At 43.0% G+C, this 21,401-nt stretch carries 7 protein-coding genes; all 7 read right to left on the bottom strand.

What is annotated here, in order from left to right; translation table 11 throughout:
- Positions 1-70: 70 nt before the first annotated feature.
- Positions 71-9,772 (bottom strand): non-ribosomal peptide synthetase, encoded by a 9,702-nt coding sequence (locus tag BBG47_RS11140; RefSeq protein ID WP_065291765.1) that lies wholly within the window; start codon positions 9,770-9,772, stop codon positions 71-73.
- Entirely contained in the window at positions 9,763-16,953 is a 7,191-nt protein-coding gene (locus tag BBG47_RS11135; RefSeq protein ID WP_065291764.1) for a type I polyketide synthase, read from the bottom strand. The genes BBG47_RS11140 and BBG47_RS11135 overlap by 10 nt, the downstream gene beginning before the upstream one ends.
- A gap of 26 nt (positions 16,954-16,979) precedes the next feature.
- Complete coding sequence (locus BBG47_RS11130; RefSeq protein ID WP_065291763.1) at positions 16,980-18,230, bottom strand: MFS transporter; 1,251 nt, start codon at positions 18,228-18,230, stop codon at positions 16,980-16,982.
- 101 nt (positions 18,231-18,331) lie between these two features.
- Complete coding sequence (locus BBG47_RS11125) at positions 18,332-19,207, bottom strand: 3-hydroxyacyl-CoA dehydrogenase family protein (protein ID WP_083189228.1); 876 nt, start codon at positions 19,205-19,207, stop codon at positions 18,332-18,334.
- Positions 19,208-19,473: 266 nt separating this feature from the next.
- Entirely contained in the window at positions 19,474-19,722 is a 249-nt protein-coding gene (locus BBG47_RS11120; protein ID WP_028532981.1) for an acyl carrier protein, read from the bottom strand.
- A gap of 27 nt (positions 19,723-19,749) precedes the next feature.
- Positions 19,750-20,685 (bottom strand): ACP S-malonyltransferase, encoded by a 936-nt coding sequence (locus BBG47_RS11115; protein ID WP_175400513.1) that lies wholly within the window; start codon positions 20,683-20,685, stop codon positions 19,750-19,752.
- Between the two features lie 8 nt (positions 20,686-20,693).
- A complete protein-coding gene (locus BBG47_RS11110) occupies positions 20,694-21,392 on the bottom strand; it encodes a thioesterase II family protein (RefSeq protein WP_065291761.1) in 699 nt (232 codons plus the stop codon).
- Positions 21,393-21,401 lie beyond the last annotated feature (9 nt).

Raw genomic sequence — 21,401 nt, 5'->3', positions numbered from 1 at the left:
TAAAGTCGTTCGACTTTTGGGACAGCCCCTACATAGTTTGAAACGAATTTGCAAATACCTTTTAGACATATCACCGCGATGCTAGCGGCAAATATTCCTTTACATTATTCATATAGGTTTGAATCCCTTTTGTAATCCTTGGTATTTTGTGCTCCTCGCAAAATAGCTTAATCATGAGCTGATCCTCTACTACCGCTATTGTGATCTCCGTAGATAATTTCTTTGTCCTGCTGCTGTACATCTCCTTGATTGCAGTGAGCTCATTCTTCATCTCCGCATGTGAATCAAACAGTCCAAGGTAGTTAAAAATCGGGAGCGTAATCGTTTCAGAGCTGTAGATCTCTTTTAATGCACGTCGTACCTTCTTATACTTGTTCTTCGGCTCTTCTTGAGACAGTAACGCTGCAAAATGAATGTTTTTCTCATAGGCAAAGCGAATGAGTTCATTTATGTCTTCCATAGCCAGGTGCTGATCTCGTGGCAGACTCAGAGGCAGAATATCAATAAATGCCCCCATAGTATGATAATAGTTATGGGATGTATATTTTCTTCCTGTATGCATAAGTGCAAACGGTACCGAATCAAGATCGAAAGCGAGCTCAACAATTTTTAAAAAGATGTTCATGGATATATCCCAGGACATCTCTTGTACAGACTCGCGTATTTCTTCAGTCAACGGAATCGAAATGGTTGTATGAATCAATGATGCTTCCTTGTACTTTTTGAAATACTGGCTAAAGCTATCCTGAAAATCAGTCAGCTTGAACCTCTCGATCAGATCCTTTTCCGTTATCCCTTGAGGCCCTCTCGACTGTTCTTGAACATAATGTTCATATTGCAATATGCTTTGCCCTCTTGATTCCCCATTGTTTGCATAGGCTTGTTGGATACTTGATTGTATGATATCGAAGCTCATTGCATCAAAGATGAGATGACTGCAAGGCATATACACCTTATAATGACTGTCTGAGATTTTAATGATGATCATGTTGTACAGCAGATTATTCAATACATTTGTACGATCCGCATGATCTCCAAACCGCTCATGGATATAGGACTGTATATGTTCTTTCTGTTCTTCGCTCACATGTTCCAAGTCTACATAAGGGATATCAATGCCTTGAACCACCCCGTACTCTTGGATCATGATTCGATGATCAGTTTGGATTAATGTACTTCGTAACAGCCCCTGTTCGTTAATGACAGACGCAATGCTCTTCTTCAGCAGCTGTACATTAACTTGGTGATTAAAATCGATGATCGCCCCACTATACGTTTGGTTGGTATCAAGAAGGATTTTCTGCATCGCGGATAGTGGGTACACGCTCGTTATCTTGTTGTTAGTTACTATCGCATTGCTAAAGTCATTGAGTTGGTCGGCTAAAGCTTGCTCCCAATTTGATTCGTTTAGTGAAATCCGCTCTAAGCTCTTAGATCCTTCTTCTTCTTGGCTATTCATTCTTTTGTTCGCCCAGTTATTATAGAGGTCACGGATATTTTCATAATAGAATATATCTTTAATAGAGATGTGAATATTCACCTTTTTTAATTCTTTGTATATTTTTGCAATTCGTATCGAGTCTCCGCCAACTTCAAATAAATTGTCCCTAACACTCAACTGCTGCAATCCCAGTACATCCTTGCAAATGTCGATCATTCGTTTTTCGATTTCATTATCGGCTTCCTCGTAATGAGCGCCCGTCTTGATATTGCCTTCCATTTCAGGCAATCGCTTGCGATCCACTTTTCCATTTAGATTAAATGGCAGCGACTCCATTCTCAGGAAATATGCGGGTATCATATAGGCCGGCAATTTCTTGCTTAACGATTCCCGTAAAGAATGGATGGCGATTTCCTTCTCTGCTACATAATAGGCACAGAGAACTTTCGATCCATCGATTTCCTTATCGATAATTGCAACCTGGGACACTTCTGGCAGCTGTAACAGGGTCTGTTCAATCTCGCCGATTTCGATTCGATATCCTCTGATTTTAACCTGATGGTCGATCCTTCCTACATATTCGATATTTCCATCAGGCAGCCATCTTGCCACATCACCCGTTTTGTATAGAATCTCTTCTGGCCGATATGGATTATGAATAAATCTCTCTTTCGTTAATTGCTCGTTATTCAAGTAGCCCCTTGCTAGCCCCACACCTGCGATGCACAGTTCACCATTTACACCTACCGGAACCAGTTTATGATTGGCATCCAGTATCAATACGCGATGATTTGCTATCGGAGCTCCAATGGAGATTTTCGTTTGCTGAACCTCGGACAGCTTGCATGCTGTTGTACATACAGTATCCTCCGTCGGGCCATAGGCGTTAATGACCTCTACTTGTCCGAGCAAATGCGAGATCTGTTCGTACTTCAGTTCACTTCCTGCCGTAATGACCCGCTTCAGTCCGTTCCCTGCCTCCAAATTACCCGCGACAAATGGAGGTAAAGTAATGGTTGTGATGCCGTGAGTTCTCACAAATTCGTTCAATAAATCCGTATTGAGCAGCACCTCTTGATCCGGAATATAAAGGGTATTGCCAAGCAATAATGCCATGTACAGCTCCCATGAGAACGCATCAAACGCTATACTTGCAAATTGCAGTATATTCTCATCGTTACCGATTCCAAGCTCGCGCTCAAACCAGTGCTTCAAGTTAATGACGCCCTTATGCTCGACCATTACTCCTTTAGGCTTGCCGGTCGTTCCTGAGGTATAGATCACATAGGCCAAATCGTGAGGATGGTTGATATTATCGATTTGTTCAATCGAGCGTGCGTATAACGCCTTATCTTCCAAATCAATCATTTCATTAACTTCTAGAGTTCTCTTCTGCGTAAGTGTATGGGTAGATAGCATAAGCTCTGCTTTACTGTCCTGCAACATATAATTGATTCGTTCTTCCGGATAGTTTGTATCAATAGGCAGATAGGCAGCGCCTGCCTGCAAGATGGCTAGTACGCCTACAACCATGTTGATGGAGCGATCGATCATGATCGGCACGATTGACTCCGTACCTATGCCCTTCTCTCTGAGTTGAATGGCTAACGCATTCGCTCTCTGATGCAACTCAAGATAGCTGATGGAATCTTCACCGCATCGTACCGCCGTTTTCTCTGGGTTCCTCATCACTTGATGTGCAAAGAGACTTTGAATTGTGTCCTCAGGTTGAAGCTCCATAACCGTGTTGTTGAAATCGACCAAGATTTCGTTTCTCTCATCCTCTCCCACAATTTCAAGTTCATCAATGCGGATATGCGGATTGGACATGATTTGGTTCAAAATGTGAAGGAAATGGCCTTTGATCGTATGGACGCTCTCTTCATCGTAGATCCCGTCATTATAGTTGAATTTGACAAGCAGCTCTTCCCCTGGAATGACCTTGATATTGAAGCTATAGTTCGTTTCCTCAAATATCCGGGCTGAATGAATACGAAGATTGACCTGATCTTGAATATCTTTATGAATCATATCTTGATCCATCGGATAATTTTCATAGACCATCAGCCCATTGATGAGGCTATTACCAACCTCAGTCAGCTTTTGGATTTCCGCTATTGAGCAATAATGATAGGGCTCACTCTCATGGAAATCCGATTTTATTTGCCGCAGCACTTCCGTATATCGTTTCTCCTGCGTCGCATTTACTCGTAATGGAATGGTATTGATAAATAATCCTACCATTTCATCAATTCCATGTATTTGAGTTGTCCTGCCCGATACAATAAATCCAAACACAACATCATCCACATGATTATATCGTTGCAGCAGGATCGCCCATATACTCTGGAAAATGGTATTGACTGTAACGGTATGCTGCTGCGCTAGCAGCTCAATTTGTTTTGTAACGCTTTTATCTAGACGTAGAATAACCTCTTGCGGTTTCCCTTGGACTGTTGAAGCTTTCTTGAATGGAATATCGATTGTCGTGTCGTATCCCTTCAAATACGTTGACCAATAGTTCAGAGCTGCCGTCTTATCCTGCGAACCAATCCACTTGATATACGCTTCATAAGGTTGTATTTTCTTCGCTTCTACAGGTGTATTACTCAACAGTAGATTATAGATGTCGAACAGTTCACTGCTAATGATCCCAAATGACCATCCGTCCAAAATAATATGGTGATTGCTTAACAGTAAACTGTATTCCCGCTCGTTCATCCTTACTATAAATAATCGAATAAGGATATCGTTGCTTAAATCAAAGCCTCTTCGTCTATCCTCTATGACCAGCTGTTCGATATACGCTTCCTTATCGGATGGTAAGTCTCTAATATCCAGATACGTGAACTCGGGTTCTCTGGATTTGTACACGATCTGCATATTTTCTTTGAAATGATTGCTGTCAACATTCGTTCGCAAGATGTCATGGCGAGCAACAAGCTCTATAAAGCTCTTCTTGAATAACTCCACATTCAGCTCTCCGATTACCCTAAGCTCCATATTGACGTGATAGTACTCGCCCTTATCCGCCATTGAATGGAACAGCAGCCCTTCCTGCATTGGGGTGAGCGGGTACATTCGTTTTACATTGCTGATTTGCTCATGGTATGGAGCTAATTCTGCCCAAGATATGTTCTCATCAGTAATATCCGAAGCGGTAACTTCTACATGCTCCAGTGAGATGCAATGATCGATAATCTCTTTAAGATTGTCCATATAGCACTGCAGCAAATTGTCAATCGTTGCATCGTTAAATTCTTCCCTAACGTAACTCAAAGTCAGACTAAATTGTTTATGGAGAACCATTGCTGAAATGTTTAGAGGATACAATCTACCGCTTTCTTGGCTTACCGAATCCCCCGGTAAAATATCGGATAACGTAAAGTTGTCGCCAGAAATGTTCTCATCGAACTGTCCCAAATAGTTAAAGCTGATGTCTGGGGTGCGTATCGCCTTCAAATCAAAAGGAGATAAATATCTCAGCATTCCATAGCCTATCCCTTTGCGAGGGATCCGTCTGAGTGTATCCTTCGTAAATTTGATTACATCCGAAATATGATCTTGGGCGTGCAGAATCACCGGGTATTGACTGGTGAACCACCCGACTGTCCTTGTTATGTCCACATCATCTACGATTTGTTCTCTTCCGTGCGATTCCAAATTAATGAGTATGCGCTCCGCTTGGTTGTAATTAGCAATCGATACGGTTAAGGCTGAGAGAAGGATATCATTGATTTCCGTGGAATACGCCTTATTTACTTTCGTTAATAACTTCTCGGTATAGGCCTGATCCAGCATAATCGTCTTTTTTATGATCTTAGCGCCCTGTATACTTGAAGGCTCATAACTCTTGTTAATCTCTTTCACGTCCCATTGGCTAAGACGATTCCAGTATTTCAGCTCATTTTGCAATGTAAATCCGCCAGCATACTGCTTCTGCTTGGAAGCCCATTCTTGGAAGGAGCTGGTCTTCAACGGCAAACTCTTTTCTGGATCCTGATAGAGCGTATCAAAGTCCTCTATAATAATTCTCCATGACACGGCATCTACAACCATATGATGAATAGATACAAGCAAATGATCGCCCTTGTCTGTTTGGAACAGTCCTATTTTGACAAGCGGGCCTTTCGCTAATTTCATACTGGCCTGGAGTTCAGTACATAAGCCAGTAATATAATTATCCGTAATCGGTTTTCCTCTAAGGTCATAAATATGAAAATCATATAATCTATTCGTTACTTCTCGATTGATTAACGCCTGGTCAACATATATGGCTCGCAATAGATCATGATGTTGCACAATACGATCAAAAGCGCGTTCGATTCTATCTACGTTGAAGCCATCTTCACGGAAAAGCATCAGATCCTGATTGAAATGATCTTTGTCAAGATGTTCTTGCGCTAAGAACCATTGCTGAATTGGTGTCAGCTCGATCTCGCCGGATACTTCGCCCTGATCTATGGTTTTTGTTGTCGATTTGATATGCGGGATCAAGTCTTTAATTCTAGGATTGCCCATTAAGTCTTTAATCTCAAATGAATACCCTCTATTGCTCATTTGGGCAATCGCTTGGATCGCTTTAATGGAATCTCCGCCTAAGGCGAAAAAATCGTCATTGAGGCCAACATTCCTCACGCCTAATATCTTTTCCCATACCTGGGCAATTGCTCTCTCCATGTCATTTCGAGGCACTGCGTATTCGGCTCCAGTAACCACTTCGCCATCTGGTTCCGGCAATGCCTTACGGTCTACTTTTCCATTCGGGGTTAACGGCAGCCGATCCATCTGTACGAAATACGATGGAATCATGTAGCTCGGCAGCGATGCAGACACATGATTCCGCAGTTCTGATGCAGACAGTTCCATCTCGCTCACAATATACGCGCATAGGTACGCTTGTCCGTCCTCTCCTATTTGGGCCACTACGATTGCATCTTGGATCACCTCGTGCAGCAGCAATTGCTGGGCGATTTCGCTTGGTTCGATGCGGAAGCCTCGAATTTTGACCTGTTCATCAATCCGGCCCAAATATTCGATATTCCCATCAGGCAGCCAGCGAGCCAAGTCTCCGGTCTTATACATTCGTGCCCCCGCTTCGAACGGGTTCGGAACGAACTTCGCCGCCGTCAATTCTGGATTGTTGACATAACCGCGAGCAAGACCGTCTCCGGCAACGCATAGTTCACCCGCCACACCAATAGGCTGTAAATGGTGATGACGATCTACGATATAGGCTTTCGAATTGCTAATTGCTTTTCCAATTGGGATAGAGCTGCCGAACTCTTCCTCAATAGCATAGGAGGTTGAGAAGGTTGTATTTTCGGTTGGACCATACCCATTTATCAGCTTCAGGCCCTGATAAGCCTGTCTGACTTGATTGATGTGCTCCCAAGACAGCGCATCTCCACCCACGATTAAATGCTTCAGTCCCTTAAATATCGTCACGTCCTGTTGAACGAGCTGATTAAATAACGGAGAGGTCAACCACATCGTTGTAATTTGATTTTTACTAATTTCCTCCCCTAACCGTTCCGCATGTAAGAGGATATGTTCGTCAACCAACACCAATTCGATTCCGTTCAGCAAGGCTCCCCAGATCTCGAATGTGGAGGCATCAAAGACCATCGCCCCTGTTTGTAAGATCCGGTCTCCTTCCGCAAATTCTATGTAGTTCGTGTTTTGGACAAGCCGCACAACACTTTGATGCTCTACCATTACCCCTTTTGGTCTTCCCGTGGAGCCGGATGTATACATGACATAAGCCAAATCTGATGGGCTGTTAATCAGCAACGGATTATCTGAGCTCTCTGATGACAATTCCGCTGCGATTCGATCCGTAAGCACGATGTCGATTTGGCTATCGATATGATGTAATGCTTCCATATGAGAGGAATGGGCAAGGAGCATTCCAGTGTTGGAGTCTGCAAGCAGAGTCCTCATTCGGTCTACCGGGTATTTCGGATCAATTGGCAAATAAGCTCCGCCAGCCTTCAGAATTCCTACAATGCTGATCACCGTTTCCACGGAACGTTCACCCATAATACCAACGATGACATTGTTCCCTACGCCCATCTGTCTTATATAATGAGCCAGACGATTGGCTCTTTCATTAAGCTCTTGATAGGTTATCTGTTCGTCTTGGAAGCGTAATGCGATATTCTGCGGCACTCTCTCTGCTTGCTCTTCAAGCAGTTGGATAATGGTTTTATCCTTCGGATAGTTGCTGTGCTTATCATTCAACACATGAAGAATGTGATGCTTCTCACGATCATCGATGATGCCAACGTCATCAACGCATATATGTGTGTTTTCAATAATCTGATTCACAATCGCATCAAACGCTCGGATGATCTTTGACATATCCGCTTCAGCCAATGCGTTCTCATTATAGATGAAATTGATCGTCATCTTGTCATCTTGGTTGACAACTAGCGTAACGTTATAGTTCGATCCTTCAATGAGCTGATACGGCAGTACAAACACGGAATTGAGTATTTTCAAATCATTGTTTTTCAATATTTCTTCGTTCAGTTGCTTCTCATCAATCGGATAATTCTCAAATACAAGGAGGCTGCGAATCAGATCGCTTTTCGCCTCACTCAAATTTTGAATTTCCGCAAGACTTACAAAATCATGTTTATTGTTCTGCAGCGTAGTGTTGGTGATCTGCTTCACGAGTTCAGGATATTGCATGTTGTCTGTAAATTTCACACGAAGCGGGACTGTATTGATAAACAGTCCAGGAATCACTTCCACGCCTTCGATCTCCGCATTTCTCCCAGAGACAACATACCCGTATACAATATCATCGGTATTATTGTATTTACTAAGAAGAATCGCCCAAATGCTCTGGATCACGGTATTTACCGTAACTCTACTTTCCTGAGCGATGCGAATGATGGATGACAATCTTTCCTCGTCCAACTCCAATGCCTTCTCTTTATTGATGACTTCATTCATTTTATGTTCTCTTTCAAAAGGGATCCTCGTGACTTCTTTGCAATCATGCAAGTAATCTTTCCAGTACGCTTTAGCTTCATTGATATCTTTGTTTTTGAGCCAATCGATATAAGTAGAATAAGGTACGACATCGTTCAGACTCGCTGGAATCCCATGCTTGATTTCATTATAAATTTTAAACAATTCAATCAGAATTAAGCTGTTGCACCATCCATCCATAAGAATATGGTGCAGATGAAAAATCATACTGTATCTGTTCTCTTGCATTCGAACAAGTACAATACGAAGCAGTACATCCTTGCTTAAATCAAATCGTCTTGCCCGATATTTCCTGATTAAATGTTCCAGATATGCTTCATTTTCTTCGCCTTGATTCGTGATGTCGATGTACTCAACGGCTGCACTACGCTTTCTATACACCACCTGCATATTTTGTTGAAATGAAGAATAATCAAATACTGTCCTTAAAATATCATGTCGATCGATAACCATGTTAAAAGCTCGATCCAGCATCTCCAGATCAATGTGCCCTTCCACCTGGAAACAGGACAACTTGATGTACGTATCCTGCTCATCTGTCAAAGCATGATAAAGCATACCCTCTTGCATAGGCGCAAGAGGGTAGATGTTCTTAACATTGTGAAGCTCATTCTTGTATGCGGACAATTGTTCCATAGTTATATCTTCTAGCGTAATATCGGTAACGGTAATTTCCGCTTCCTGCTTGGTTGTACAATGTTGAATAAGGCGATCCAATTGATTTTGATATACGCTTAGCAGCTTCTCAATCGTTCCTGGAATAAAATCATCCTGCTCGTATATGAAAGTGAGCTTCAAATTGTCTGCGATGAGGATAGCTTCGATATCTAGAGCATGTGAGCTTGTTAGGTACTTGGATGAGTATTCACTGGAACCCAGATTCGTAATTTCAAATCCATCTCCGCTAGCACCTGGATCGATTCTACCTACATAATGAAAGCCAATTTCGGGCTCTGCAAGGTTCAAGTCTTCAGTGGATAAGTACTTGAGGATACCATAGAAGCGTCCCTGATTTGGAATTCGCCGCAGCATGTCTTTCGTATGTTTGATCGTATCGCCGAGATCATCGTAAGCTCTAAGGACAACCGGAAATTGTGTTCGGAAGCATCCTACAGTTCTGCTCATATCCATAGGCTGTTCCCATTCTTCCCTGCCGTGGCCAATCAAGCTGATCAATGTGTTCTCTTCTCTTGTCCAGTCTCGAATCGTCAGGGCCAAGGCAGCTAATAAAATATCAAGAAGATTCGTATGATATGCATTGTTGATATTATTCAGCAACTCTTCGGTAACTTGTACACCAAGCTTTTGAACTTGTTTGTTCAACTCCATGCAAGTTTACCTCTCTCCCTTGGCAATTTTTTAGTGGCCGTCGTGTCATGTAACCTTTTCCAATAGTCAGCCTGCCTTTTCACACGATAAGAGTCTGCATATTCGTTCAGTTTGTCTGACCATTCCTTGAATGAAGTCGTGTTCTCCGCCAAAACGATGCCCAATCCCTTCTCCGCTTGCGTGTACCCATTCATGAAGTCCTCTAGCAGAATGCTCCAAGATATATCATCGATAAGAAGAGCATGGATGGCGATGAATAACTTGTCCCCCGAGCTCATTTGGAACAAGCCCAGTCTTACGAGCGGCCCTTTCTCAAGATCCATACCGTTCTGGATCTCATTGCATGTTTCGATAACTTCTTGATCCGTTACATTCTCATATACCTGAAGGTCATACTGTGCTTCGCGTGCGCCTCGATTGATTTGAACGACATTGCCGTTGTCCTGCTGATACACCATTCGCAATGCGTCATGCCGAATGATTAATTGATCAAACACTTCCTTTACCGTGTTAGCCTGAAAGCCCGCTGCCCTGTGCAGCATTCTACTCTCGCAGCAATGATGTTGATCAACAGATAATTGTTCAAAAAATTGCTTTTGCATCGGAGCTAACTTTACTTCCCCAGCTAAGGAATTCTGCATCTGCATGTGATGCTTCGACTCTATTACTTTCACTAGCTGCTTGATCGTGGGGTTTTTGTATAAGTGATCAACCTCGAAGATGTAGCCCTTAGCTCTGGCTCGTGAGATGAGCTGAATGGCTTTAATCGAATCCCCGCCCATTTGGAAGAAATCATCGTTGATGCCGATCGGACTAGAGCTTAATGTTTTTTCCCATATGTGAGCGAATTCCTCTTCGATTTCAGTACGCGGAGCCTCAAAACCCGCACCTGCTACGGTACGTCCGCTAGGCACTGGCAGCGCATCACGAGCGGGTATTCCATTCTGCGTATGCTTGTTCGTGTTATCTTGTCCGATATTGCCAAAATCCTTGAGTGTAAGTCTAGAGTTATCGTTAGGATCGTTATGAGTAATAATAAACTCTAAGATTCTTTGATAGTCTTGTCCCCATTTCCCAATCGTCTCTTCTTTGAACAGGCTTGTTTTATAAGTCATCCCGATATGGAATGTGCCGTTTTCCTCAAGAATTTCAATGACAAAATCAAAATCGGATAATGCACTCTTATATTCATAGGTTGTAATTTCTAAATTATCGATCGTGAGTACTCTTTCATCCGTTTTTTCATAGACAAACCGTACATTAAGGAAGCCTTCCCTGCTGTTTTTCGCTTTCTTCATGAGGCTTGCCAGATAATTGAACGGGTAATACATATGAGAGTACGCTTCAATACAATTTTGTTTGACTTCCTTGACAAACGCTGCAAACGTCTTGTCATCTGAAAGATTGTTCTTCAGCACGATGGTGTTGGTAAACATACCAATACTCTCATCAAAAGAACCATCTGCCCGGTTTGTCACAGGAGTTCCTATGCAAATATCATCATTTCCAGTTAATTTTTTAAGTAGAAGATTAAACCCTGCAGCCAACAACATAAATAAAGAGCATTGATGACGCGAAGCAACTGTTTTCAAATCACGAACCAATTCGGATCCGATCTGCATATGAACCGTATTGGCCTTGAAATCAGACTCTGCAGGTGTTGGAAAGTCGGCAGGGAGCTTCAGAACATTCATATCACCGGATAATTTGCTCAGCCAATACTGTTCGCTCTGCTTCTTTTCGTCCGATGCCAAGTAGCGGGTTTCCCATTCAACAAAATCTCGATACTGCTTATTCACAGGCATAAGTCGTTCATTCGCATACAAGCGCATAAACTCTTGCACGAAGATGCTCATTGAAATACCGTCTGCTATCGTATGATGGAAATTAAAAATCAGCGTACCCTCTCGGCTGCCCTCTTCGATTAGGATGACCTTCAACAAAGGAGCTTCCGCTAGATCAAAAGGGGTAACTAATGATTGAATGAGCTCATCCAAATCCTCATGCAAGCCCTTTTTGACGATATCGATTGTAAACTCCACCTGTTCAAGAATTTCTTGCTTAAACTCCCCATCTTCAACAAATAGGCGTGTGCGCAGGCTCTCGTGACGCATCACGATTTCATTGAGTACGGCCTCGAATTTATGACGATCCAGCGCTCCTCTAACCTTTAGTACGGTCACCATATTATACGGGTCATCTTTGCCAATGGAACTTAGGGTGTATAATCGTTGCTGAATGATAGACATCGGAATTACAGGTTGCTGCTCTTCCTGCCGGGTGGATTGAGTCACCTGAATAGCATGCTGGTTCAATAAGGAGTCGCCAAAATATCCAGCTTGGCGCATCTCTTCAATCGTCATTTTGATGGCAGTAAATATATATTCAATATCCGCATCCGTGTGTTCAGTGGAGAAGAAGCAATTCCGTCCTTCCCATACATATACACCCTTCTCCAGCAAGCCGAAGAAGAAGATTTCGAAATCCCCTCGAAACACAAATCTGAATAAGGAACCGAAATTCACGACTTTGATCGGGACATGCTGCTCTTCGAAAAACGCGTTTACTCGTTGTACAAAGTCATTGGTTTTTTGATTCAACCTGTCATAAAGCGTATCTTTGTTCTCCGTTATATAGGTTAATGAAGCGTGAGCTGCAGCCATGGCGAGCGGGTGATGCGAGAAGGTTCCGGCAACAAACGTTCTCTTCTGCTCACAAGGAGGAACCGACGTATCGCCAAAGCTCCACATGCCCCCATCAATACAGTCCATAAACTCGGATTTTCCAGATACAACCCCGATCGGCATCCCGCCGCCAAGAACCTTACCATAGGTTACGATATCTGCTTTGATACCGAAATACGCTTGGGCTCCGCCTGGGTCAATTCTAAAGCCTGTAATGATCTCGTCAAATATGAGTGCAACTCCGTTTTCTTCCGTGATTTTCCTAAGTTTCTTCAGGAACTCCTTAGGCTGAACATCCGGTCTTCGGCTTTGAACGGTCTCAACTAGGACACCGGCGATTTCATTCGCGTGATTTCTGATATAATCCAGCGAAGCCTCTTGATTGTAATTCAACATAACTAAATCACTGACAACGCTCTCCATAATACCTGGAGCCAACGGGATCGTCGTTAGGCTTCCGTCCTCACCAATGGAGGACAATCCAAGCAAGCCGTCATAGGTGCCGTGATAGGATCCCGCAAAAGTAACGATCTTCTTCTTGCCTGTGCTTGCCCTGGCGATTCGTACGGCCACCATATTTGCTTCCGTTCCTGAATTATAGAAAGCTACCCGCTCGACGCCTGTTAATTGACTGATCTGTTCGGCAACGGTTCCGGCCAGTCTGCCCATTGGGCCAAGAGGCATTCCTCTGCGGAGCTCTTCCGTTAATGCTTCATTGATAAAGCTCGGGTTATGTCCAAGCAAGTTAACGCCAAAGCCCATCGTCAAATCGATAATGCTATTCCCGTCAATATCGCGAAGCTTCGATCCTTGTCCGGTGTCCGCCACGATCTGATAGATCATTTCCTTCATGACCGGCCTGAATCCCGCTACATTTCGATTATTCGCATATACTTTTCTGTATTTTTGGATATTCGCTTTTGATTTTTGGGTGAAGCTTGTATATTTCTTCTCAATGTTTCGAATATAGGTAAGCTGCAATTCATTGAAATTTTCATTATCGATTAATTCCAGCTTTTTGTAGGGTACATAATGGCTTTTGGTGTCCACAGCCAAGGCTGAAGCCTTTGGGCTGCTCACAATGACCTCGCTCTGCTTCAAGTTTGGCGGACTCTTGCTATCTGCCAATGGCTTCTGACTGGGATTCGTAAGACCCTTCAGAATATCCAACTGTTCGGACATGATTTTCATCTGCGTATTGAAAATATTCTGCAAAGCATCCATACCGTCCAGTGCACCTAACGAATGGTTCTGCGCCTGACCAGCAGCAGCCAAGCTGTTCATTGGCACTGCATCTGGAATCGTATTCATTGTCTCTGAGATCGATTTCACCGGTTCATCATACTCAGTCTCATAACCAACTTCGTCGATCTCCTCTTCTTCCACCCAATCCGTATGTTTGTTAATATGCTCGGTGATTTTCTCAACGGTATCCAGATTAATAAAGAACTCATTTAATGTAATTGAGATGTTGAACTTATTCGTAATTTGTTTATTGAGTTGGATAAGTACTAAAGAATCAAAGCCGAGCGTCAGCAGATTGAGGTCATCCTCGATTTCTTCAATCTTGAGCCCCGTCAAAATCTGGATCATTTCTTTTAATTCAGATTTGATCTTCTCTTTAGGGTTAGATCGCAAGCGATTCCCGCGAGCTTGCGGCTGTTGTGGATGCTGTGTATGCTGTGAGTGTTGTGAAATAGGCGGCAGTTCTTTGATATCCTTGGATGAGCTTGCTGCTTGCAATGGATCAACGGCTGCACGATCCATTCTTCGCACCTCTCTCCACAGTTCTTTCTTCTGAAATGGATAGTTTGGAAGCTTTACTCTACACGTAGCATAGGATTGATAGAATGTGTTCCAATCCAGATCCATTCCCTTCATAAATAAAGCAGAGACGGAATTAAAAAATTGCGTGTAGTTCTCCGATTCTCGTCTCATAGAAGGAACGAACATGATCTCATCATCTTGTAGACATTGGTTGGCTAACCCGCTTAGGGTTGCATCGCCTCCGATTTCAATAAAAATATTGACGCCAAGTCGTTTGGCTTCTTGCATGGCACCTTGGAAGTTAACTGGCTTGGATAGATGCTCGACCCAATACTTGCTTCTACCCAACACTTCTTCTTGCTCCACTTGTCCCGTAATGCTGGATATCATTGCTGTCTGCAGGTTTGAGAATGTGATGTCTCCGATGCCTTGCTCATACATGCCTTCATACTCCTTCATTAACATGGAGTGATAAGGATGAGGAATATTGAGCTTATTAAAAAAGACTCTATGTTTGGTTTGCAAGGTTTCGATTACGATATCGACCTCATCGCTTCGGCCCGAAATCGTAACATTGTCAGGAGCGTTAATGGCAGCAATGGTAACATGTTTGCATCCGCTCTCTTCCAAAGCAGCTTTCACATATTCCACATTCGTCAGAATGACGACCATCTTGCCTTCGACATCAATGGATTCCATCATTCTGCCACGCTGTGCAATCATCAGGATCACATCGTCCAAGCTGATAAGCCCTGCATAGCAGGCTGCCGTATACTCGCCTATGCTGTGACCGATAATAACGTCAGGTTTTATCCCTAACGCACCCCACAGCTTGGTTAAGGCATACTCAATGGAGAATATGGCTGCCTGTGAATAGATCGGTCTAGTGAGCAGCGTAGTGTCTTCCCCGTAGATCCCGTCTAGTATCGACAGGCCGAGTATCGCTTTAAACTTCTCATTACACAGATCCATCGTTTCTCTAAATGTTCTTGATGTGGTGTAAAATTCTCTAGCAATTCCGTCATAGATGGAGCCTTGGCCCGTAAATAAAAAGGCGATTTTGTTGTCTTTGGCCGTACTCTTCTGGATGAGGAGCTCATGGTGGCTAGAGTTGTTCAGAACCAAATCCATTTTATCCAGTAAGTCTTCTTTGTTCTTCCCCACTGCTGCAAATCTGTAGTTCAAAAATGAGCGGCTAATATTGGACGTAAAAGCAATATCCTTGATGGAGCCAGTTTCCTTCACCAATTGCTCCTTCATCGCGCTTATATATCCTTTTAAAGCTTTTTCATTCTTGGCTGACAAGGTCAATAGATGAGCTGGCAGTTCATCCAATTGCTCATCCTTGTCATGAGGCTGAGGGGGCTCCTCAAGGATGACATGCGCCAGCGTTCCGCTGAAACCAAAAGAACTAATCCCTGCTCTTCTGACTCCTTCAGTCTTCTGCCAGTCCATGAACTCGTCAGCGATCTTAACCTTCCCCCACGAAATGTTCTTATTTGGGTTTTGAGTATAAATGTTAGGCAAGATCTTCTTATTCTCAAGAGACATAATGACTTTAATCAATGCGGCCATGCCTGAAGCTGCTTCTAAATGCCCAATATTCGGTTTGGCGGATCCGATAAAGAGAGGCTCCTTTTTATGCTTAAAGACCTCTGATAACGATTGGATTTCGATGAGGTCGCCTAATGGTGTGCCAGCACCATGTGTTTCGATATAATCGATATCATCAACAGTCAAATTAGCATGTTGTAGAGCCTGTCTGATTACGCCTTGTTGTGACAATCCGTTTGGAGCAGTAAATCCGTTTGATTTGCCATCCTGTCCGATCACTACATGCTTGATAAGGGCCGCAACTGCGTTTCCGGCTTGCTTGGCGTCTTTTAATCTTTTGAGAACGATGACACCGCAGCCCTCGCCTCTCCCAAAACCGTCTGCATCATTATCAAACGCCTTGCATTTTCCGTCCTTAGACAAACCGCTGAATTTGGAAAGCCCTATAAATGGCTCTGGTGTAAGCAATAGATTCGAGCCCCCGACAATGGCCATGTCGCACTGGTTATTCCGCAAGCTGTCGACGGCAATATTCAAGGCTGAAATGGATGACGAACATGCCGTATCGCAGATGATCGCAGGCCCTTTGAAATCATAGAAATAGGATAATCTACCGGCAGCCGAGCTTAGTGAGACACCTGCAGTAGAATAAGCCGTTATATCGGAAGCTTGACCCGAATACAATTCGGCATTGGCATATTCATAAGCGCTGATTCCAATAAATACACCTGTTCTGCTCCCCTTCAACTCCTCAATATTCAAGGCTGAATTCTCCATAGCCTCCCAGCTTACCTCCAACAAGAGCCTGTGCTGAGGGTCTATTGATGCAGCTTCTATGGCTGATAGGCCGAAATGAATATTATCAAAATCCCTGATGTTATCACGCAAGAAGGATGCGCTCTTCGTAACCATCTTGCCTTCTTCTTCAGGATCATCACTGTAATAGTTGCGATAATCAAATCGATCCGATTTAATCTCGGTGACAGAATCCATTCGGTTGGCCATTACATGCCAGAACCCTTCAGGATTCCCTGCATCTCCAGGGAAGCGACATGAATAGCCAATTACCGCTATTTCCTCATTGCTCTTCTGATCTTGAATGATCGTGGACAGCTCTTCTATTTTAGCAGCGGCCTTTTTGAGAGCCGATTTATATTTGTCAATCTCGTGCTCCACACACTCACTCCCTTTTCCTCTCGAAATTACGCTCCAATTTTTTGCTTTTCCGGATTGTATTGAATAAAAGCCTTAAAGGATTTTAAGAAAAATAAAGGGATAAACAATACGGTCATTGCCATGAAGCCTGTAAATACAATGTATCTTATTGGGAAAAATTCGCCTAATATACCTCCAATAAACATCGCCAGCGGTGCAAGTCCCATCGTAAGAGTTCCCTTAAGCGAGGATACCTTGCCTCTCATTTCCTGAGAAACAGTTAATTGCACCGTTGATTCGATCAGTACATTTACAATTGCGTTGAAAATGCCGCCGATAAATAACAAAATAGCCATGATAATAAAGTTATTCATCATGACTGCGATGGAGAAAACAATCCCTGCCAGTAATCCTGATACGGTTAGTACCATACTTTTGTGGTCAGGCTTGATCCGAAATACGGAAGTAAATATCATTCCCGCAAGCATACCTAATGTAAAGATGGCCATGGCGAGCCCGTATTTAACTTCACCTAGGTTCTCTGCATTTTTAAACATTGGTGCAAGCAATACAATGCTTATCGTTGCAAAAAAATTCAAAAAACCAGCTAGAACAATTAAGTCTCTTAGCCCTTTCATTTTCCAGACATACCTAAATCCATCCTTCATATCCTGCCAGAAGTTGAATTGTTGATCCTGACTGGTTGACTTCGGAACCTTCATGAAAAATGCGAGAATAAATGAAATGATATAAGAAATACCATTACATAAAAATAAAATGGGTGCGCCTATGAGAGAATACAGCAGACCGCCAGATGAAGGCCCTATGATTTGAGAAATGGCACGCAACATACTTAAATTGGCGCTAGCTTGTACAATCTGAGAAGAGGGAACAATATCAGGGATCGTTGAGGTCACTGCAGGATTAAAAAATGCAGCGCACGTGCCGAGAATAATCCCCGCAACAAAAGCCATCCAAATTTCGAGATATCCCAATATGGCTGCAATGCCGACGAACAGAATACATACCCCTCGTATGAAGTCCATTAAAAGGATCATTTTTCTTCTGTCTGTTCGATCTACAATGACACCTGCAAAGGGTGATATGAGAACTTTGGGCAGCAACGATGTCGCCAGTAATGCCCCCATCAAACCTGGTGAACCGGTTTCGTACAGTACCCAGAAGGTTAAGGCAATTTCATAGATGGAATCGCCTAGCGCAGAAACCAGCTGTCCTTGCCAGAGTAGAAAGAAATTCATCGACCACAACCGCTTTTTAGGTTCGCTTGTATTCTCCATGTTTCCTCCTGTCGAGAGCTAAAACAAAAGAATCGCGCTCAGTTTGGGGTGATAATCCACTCGCCCTCCGAACACGATTCCCTTGTCCAACACTTGTTTGATTATGCTTTTACGAAACTGCCTTCGTACACTGGGTAAGAGTAGAATCCTTGTCCACTCTTCCTTCCAAGTGTTCCGGCTTCAACCATTTTACGAAGAAGCGGACAGCAACGGAATTTTGAATCCTGGTAGCTCTCGTATAAAATGTCCAGTGATTGCACAACGGTATCCAGACCGATTAAATCAGCGGTTTCAAGCGGGCCCATTTTGTGTCCAAAGCATTTTTTGAATACATCGTCTACATCTTTCGGATTTGCAACCTGATCCTGAACCACGAATGCAGCCTCATTCATAAACAAATGGGAAATACGGTTAGACACAAAGCCTGGTAAGTCGTTAACGATGATCGCTTCTTTATTCAAGGTCGAGAGAAGATGAACAGTAGCTTCAATGGTCTCCTCCGAAGTATGGTATCCTTTGATCACTTCAACCACTGGTTTCATGATGACTGGATTCATATAATGTGAACCAATGACCTGTGTTGGCCTGTTCGTAAGGGCAGCAACCTTGGTAATCGAAATACAGGAAGTATTAACAGAAAAAATACAATGATCGGGGCAGATTCGATCAAGCTTTAGATATACGTCTCTCTTGATCTCCCACTTCTCCGGCACGTTCTCAATGATATAGTCTGCATCTTGTAATAGGTCATAATCCATAGTAAAGGAGATTCGATTCAGAATGGTTTCCGGCTTCTCCGCCGCGAAATCTTTGTTGTATAAGCCTTGAAAACGAATGTTGTTGGCAATTTTCTCTTTAGCTCTCGTAAGAATGTCTTCGGAAATATCAACAAGTACTACGTCATACCCGGCTAATGCAAAATTATGCGCAACGCCAGTTCCCATAACGCCTGCACCAATGACTCCAATCACCTTCATGTTTACACCCATCCCCTTCGCATCGTTTAAGGCATAGAACGAGCTGGAATCGTTATACCTTAACGCGATTTTTAGATTCAAAGCTCACAAACATACATGGTTTCGAGTCCTGCACAGAAGCTATCAATACTATCCCGACTCGACAGCCAAGAAGTGCTCTTGAGCAGGACTCAATCCATCCAATAAACCAAGTGCCGTAGAGAAAAGTCAGAAAAGAGAGCGAGAACGGTTAACTGCTTCCAGCCTCATTTCCTATGTTCTTATAATCATTGACTTACTGCAGCACTTTTGCTCGCGACGAACGTAGAAATGGCTTCAATAGACCGGAAGTTGTTCAAATTCAAATCTGTGTTATCAATGCCAATGCCGAACTCCTTCTCAATGAACATCACCAGCTGCATAGCAAAGAGAGAGTTGACATCTCCAGTCGCGAAAATATCATCTTGATCCTGCAGTTCTTTCTTCTTAATAAACTGGCTCAAAAATGCTCTTGTTCTGTTTTTGATTTCTTCCATCGTGATACACCTCATTGAATAGTATTTTTACTTGCTTGGCATTTTCAATCGCATGAACTTTTTATACGTTAAAAATTCAGCATCCAAATTGATGAGTCTTGATATTTTTGTAAGGGAATCCTCCAAGCTAACTTCAACAAAACTTTCAATCCCCCACTGACCTAATGTGAGGATGGAGGCATTCCAGTTCATTGGGCTTGTCATATTTTTGATGAGTTCATTCTTTAAATCAGAAGCGCTTTGGATGGCAGTCTGCGAAAATACGGATAATATCGGGATATCGCCATCACAAATCGAAATCTCCTCGACAAGATGCACGAACCTGTCAATGCCTTCTGCTGCATACGGTGAATGAAACGCATAGGGAGCATTGATGGTTGAAGCCTTGATTGCTCCCTCTTGCTCAGCGAGTCTCAGTACCCGATCAACGCTGTCCTTAATTCCTGAAACAACCAGACACGTATCGTTGTTCTCGCTAGCCATATATACGTCATGTTCCGACGTTCCTCGGGCGATGAGATCGTGAACCTCATTGTACGTCTTCCCAACGATTACCCCCATACTGCATGGAATAGCAAAGCTTTTGGGGTATTCATAAATCGTTTGAAGCATTCGCAGTCCGTCGGCAAAAGAAATGGACTTGCCACAAGCCATAGCCGTAATTAAGCCCATACTATAACCAGCCATAATGGCAGGCTTTATGCCTGAATCGACATATTGATGATACACAAGATAATCACATGTATAAATCGTAATCCAATCGTAGAACATCCTGTCGCATTCGATATGCTGAGAGTGGAACAGATAGCCGAGCAAATCGATTCCAATCTCCTTATTTACCGTGTAGCAGTAATCCTTCAAGGCATGAAGCTGGCCTTCTTCCAACATGCCCAAGAGCTCCCGATAGTCCGCTCCAACACCCTGAAAAAGAAATGCCCGCTTGTTATCCGTTAACTTGCTCATGACCACCCTCATTTTTCAGGCAATAATTCGCCCTCCATAATATTCACGATTGTACTGGTATGATCGTTAATAAAAAAATGATCCCCCATAAAATGATAGAACTTGATCCTTTGTTCGCATAAGTCATCCCATTCAATCTCTTGCTTGCCATCAATCCTATCTTCAAGCCCAATAAATACGGAGATGTCACATTTAATTTTCTCTGCTCTTTGCTGAAACTCGTAGTTTTCCATGATTCTGATGTCATTTTTTAATATAGGAAGATAAAACCTCATTAATTCTTTGCTCTGCGAGAGCTCTTCATGGGTGCCTCCCAAGGCAATGATTTTTGCAATAAACTCATCGTCAGGCATCGTGGAACTGACATACATGTTATTTTTCACAATGGGTGATTGCCTGCCTGAGAAAAAAATATGCGCTGGCTTCCGTTGTCCTTCTGCAGTAACTTTATAGTACAGTTCGTAGGCCAGAAGCGTTCCCATGCTATGTCCATATAGCGCATACTCGTCTTTCTGAATTTTATCTTTTATTAAAGAGTAAATATCGTCGACTGCTTCTGTCATATCCTCATAGAAGTCTTGACCGAATCTCTCCCCCCTTCCCTTTATTTCGATGGCTTCAATATCTATAGCGCGATTTGCGAGTTTACTCCAGTTCGAGTACGCACGCTTGGAGCCGCCTGCGAATGGTAAACAGAACAATTTCATGGGTACGTT

This window comes from Paenibacillus sp. KS1 (assembly GCF_001680695.1).
Lineage (GTDB): Bacteria > Bacillota > Bacilli > Paenibacillales > Paenibacillaceae > Paenibacillus_B > Paenibacillus_B suaedae.
Note: the sequence above shows the minus strand (reverse complement) of the source record. Positions and strands in the feature narration are given on the sequence as shown.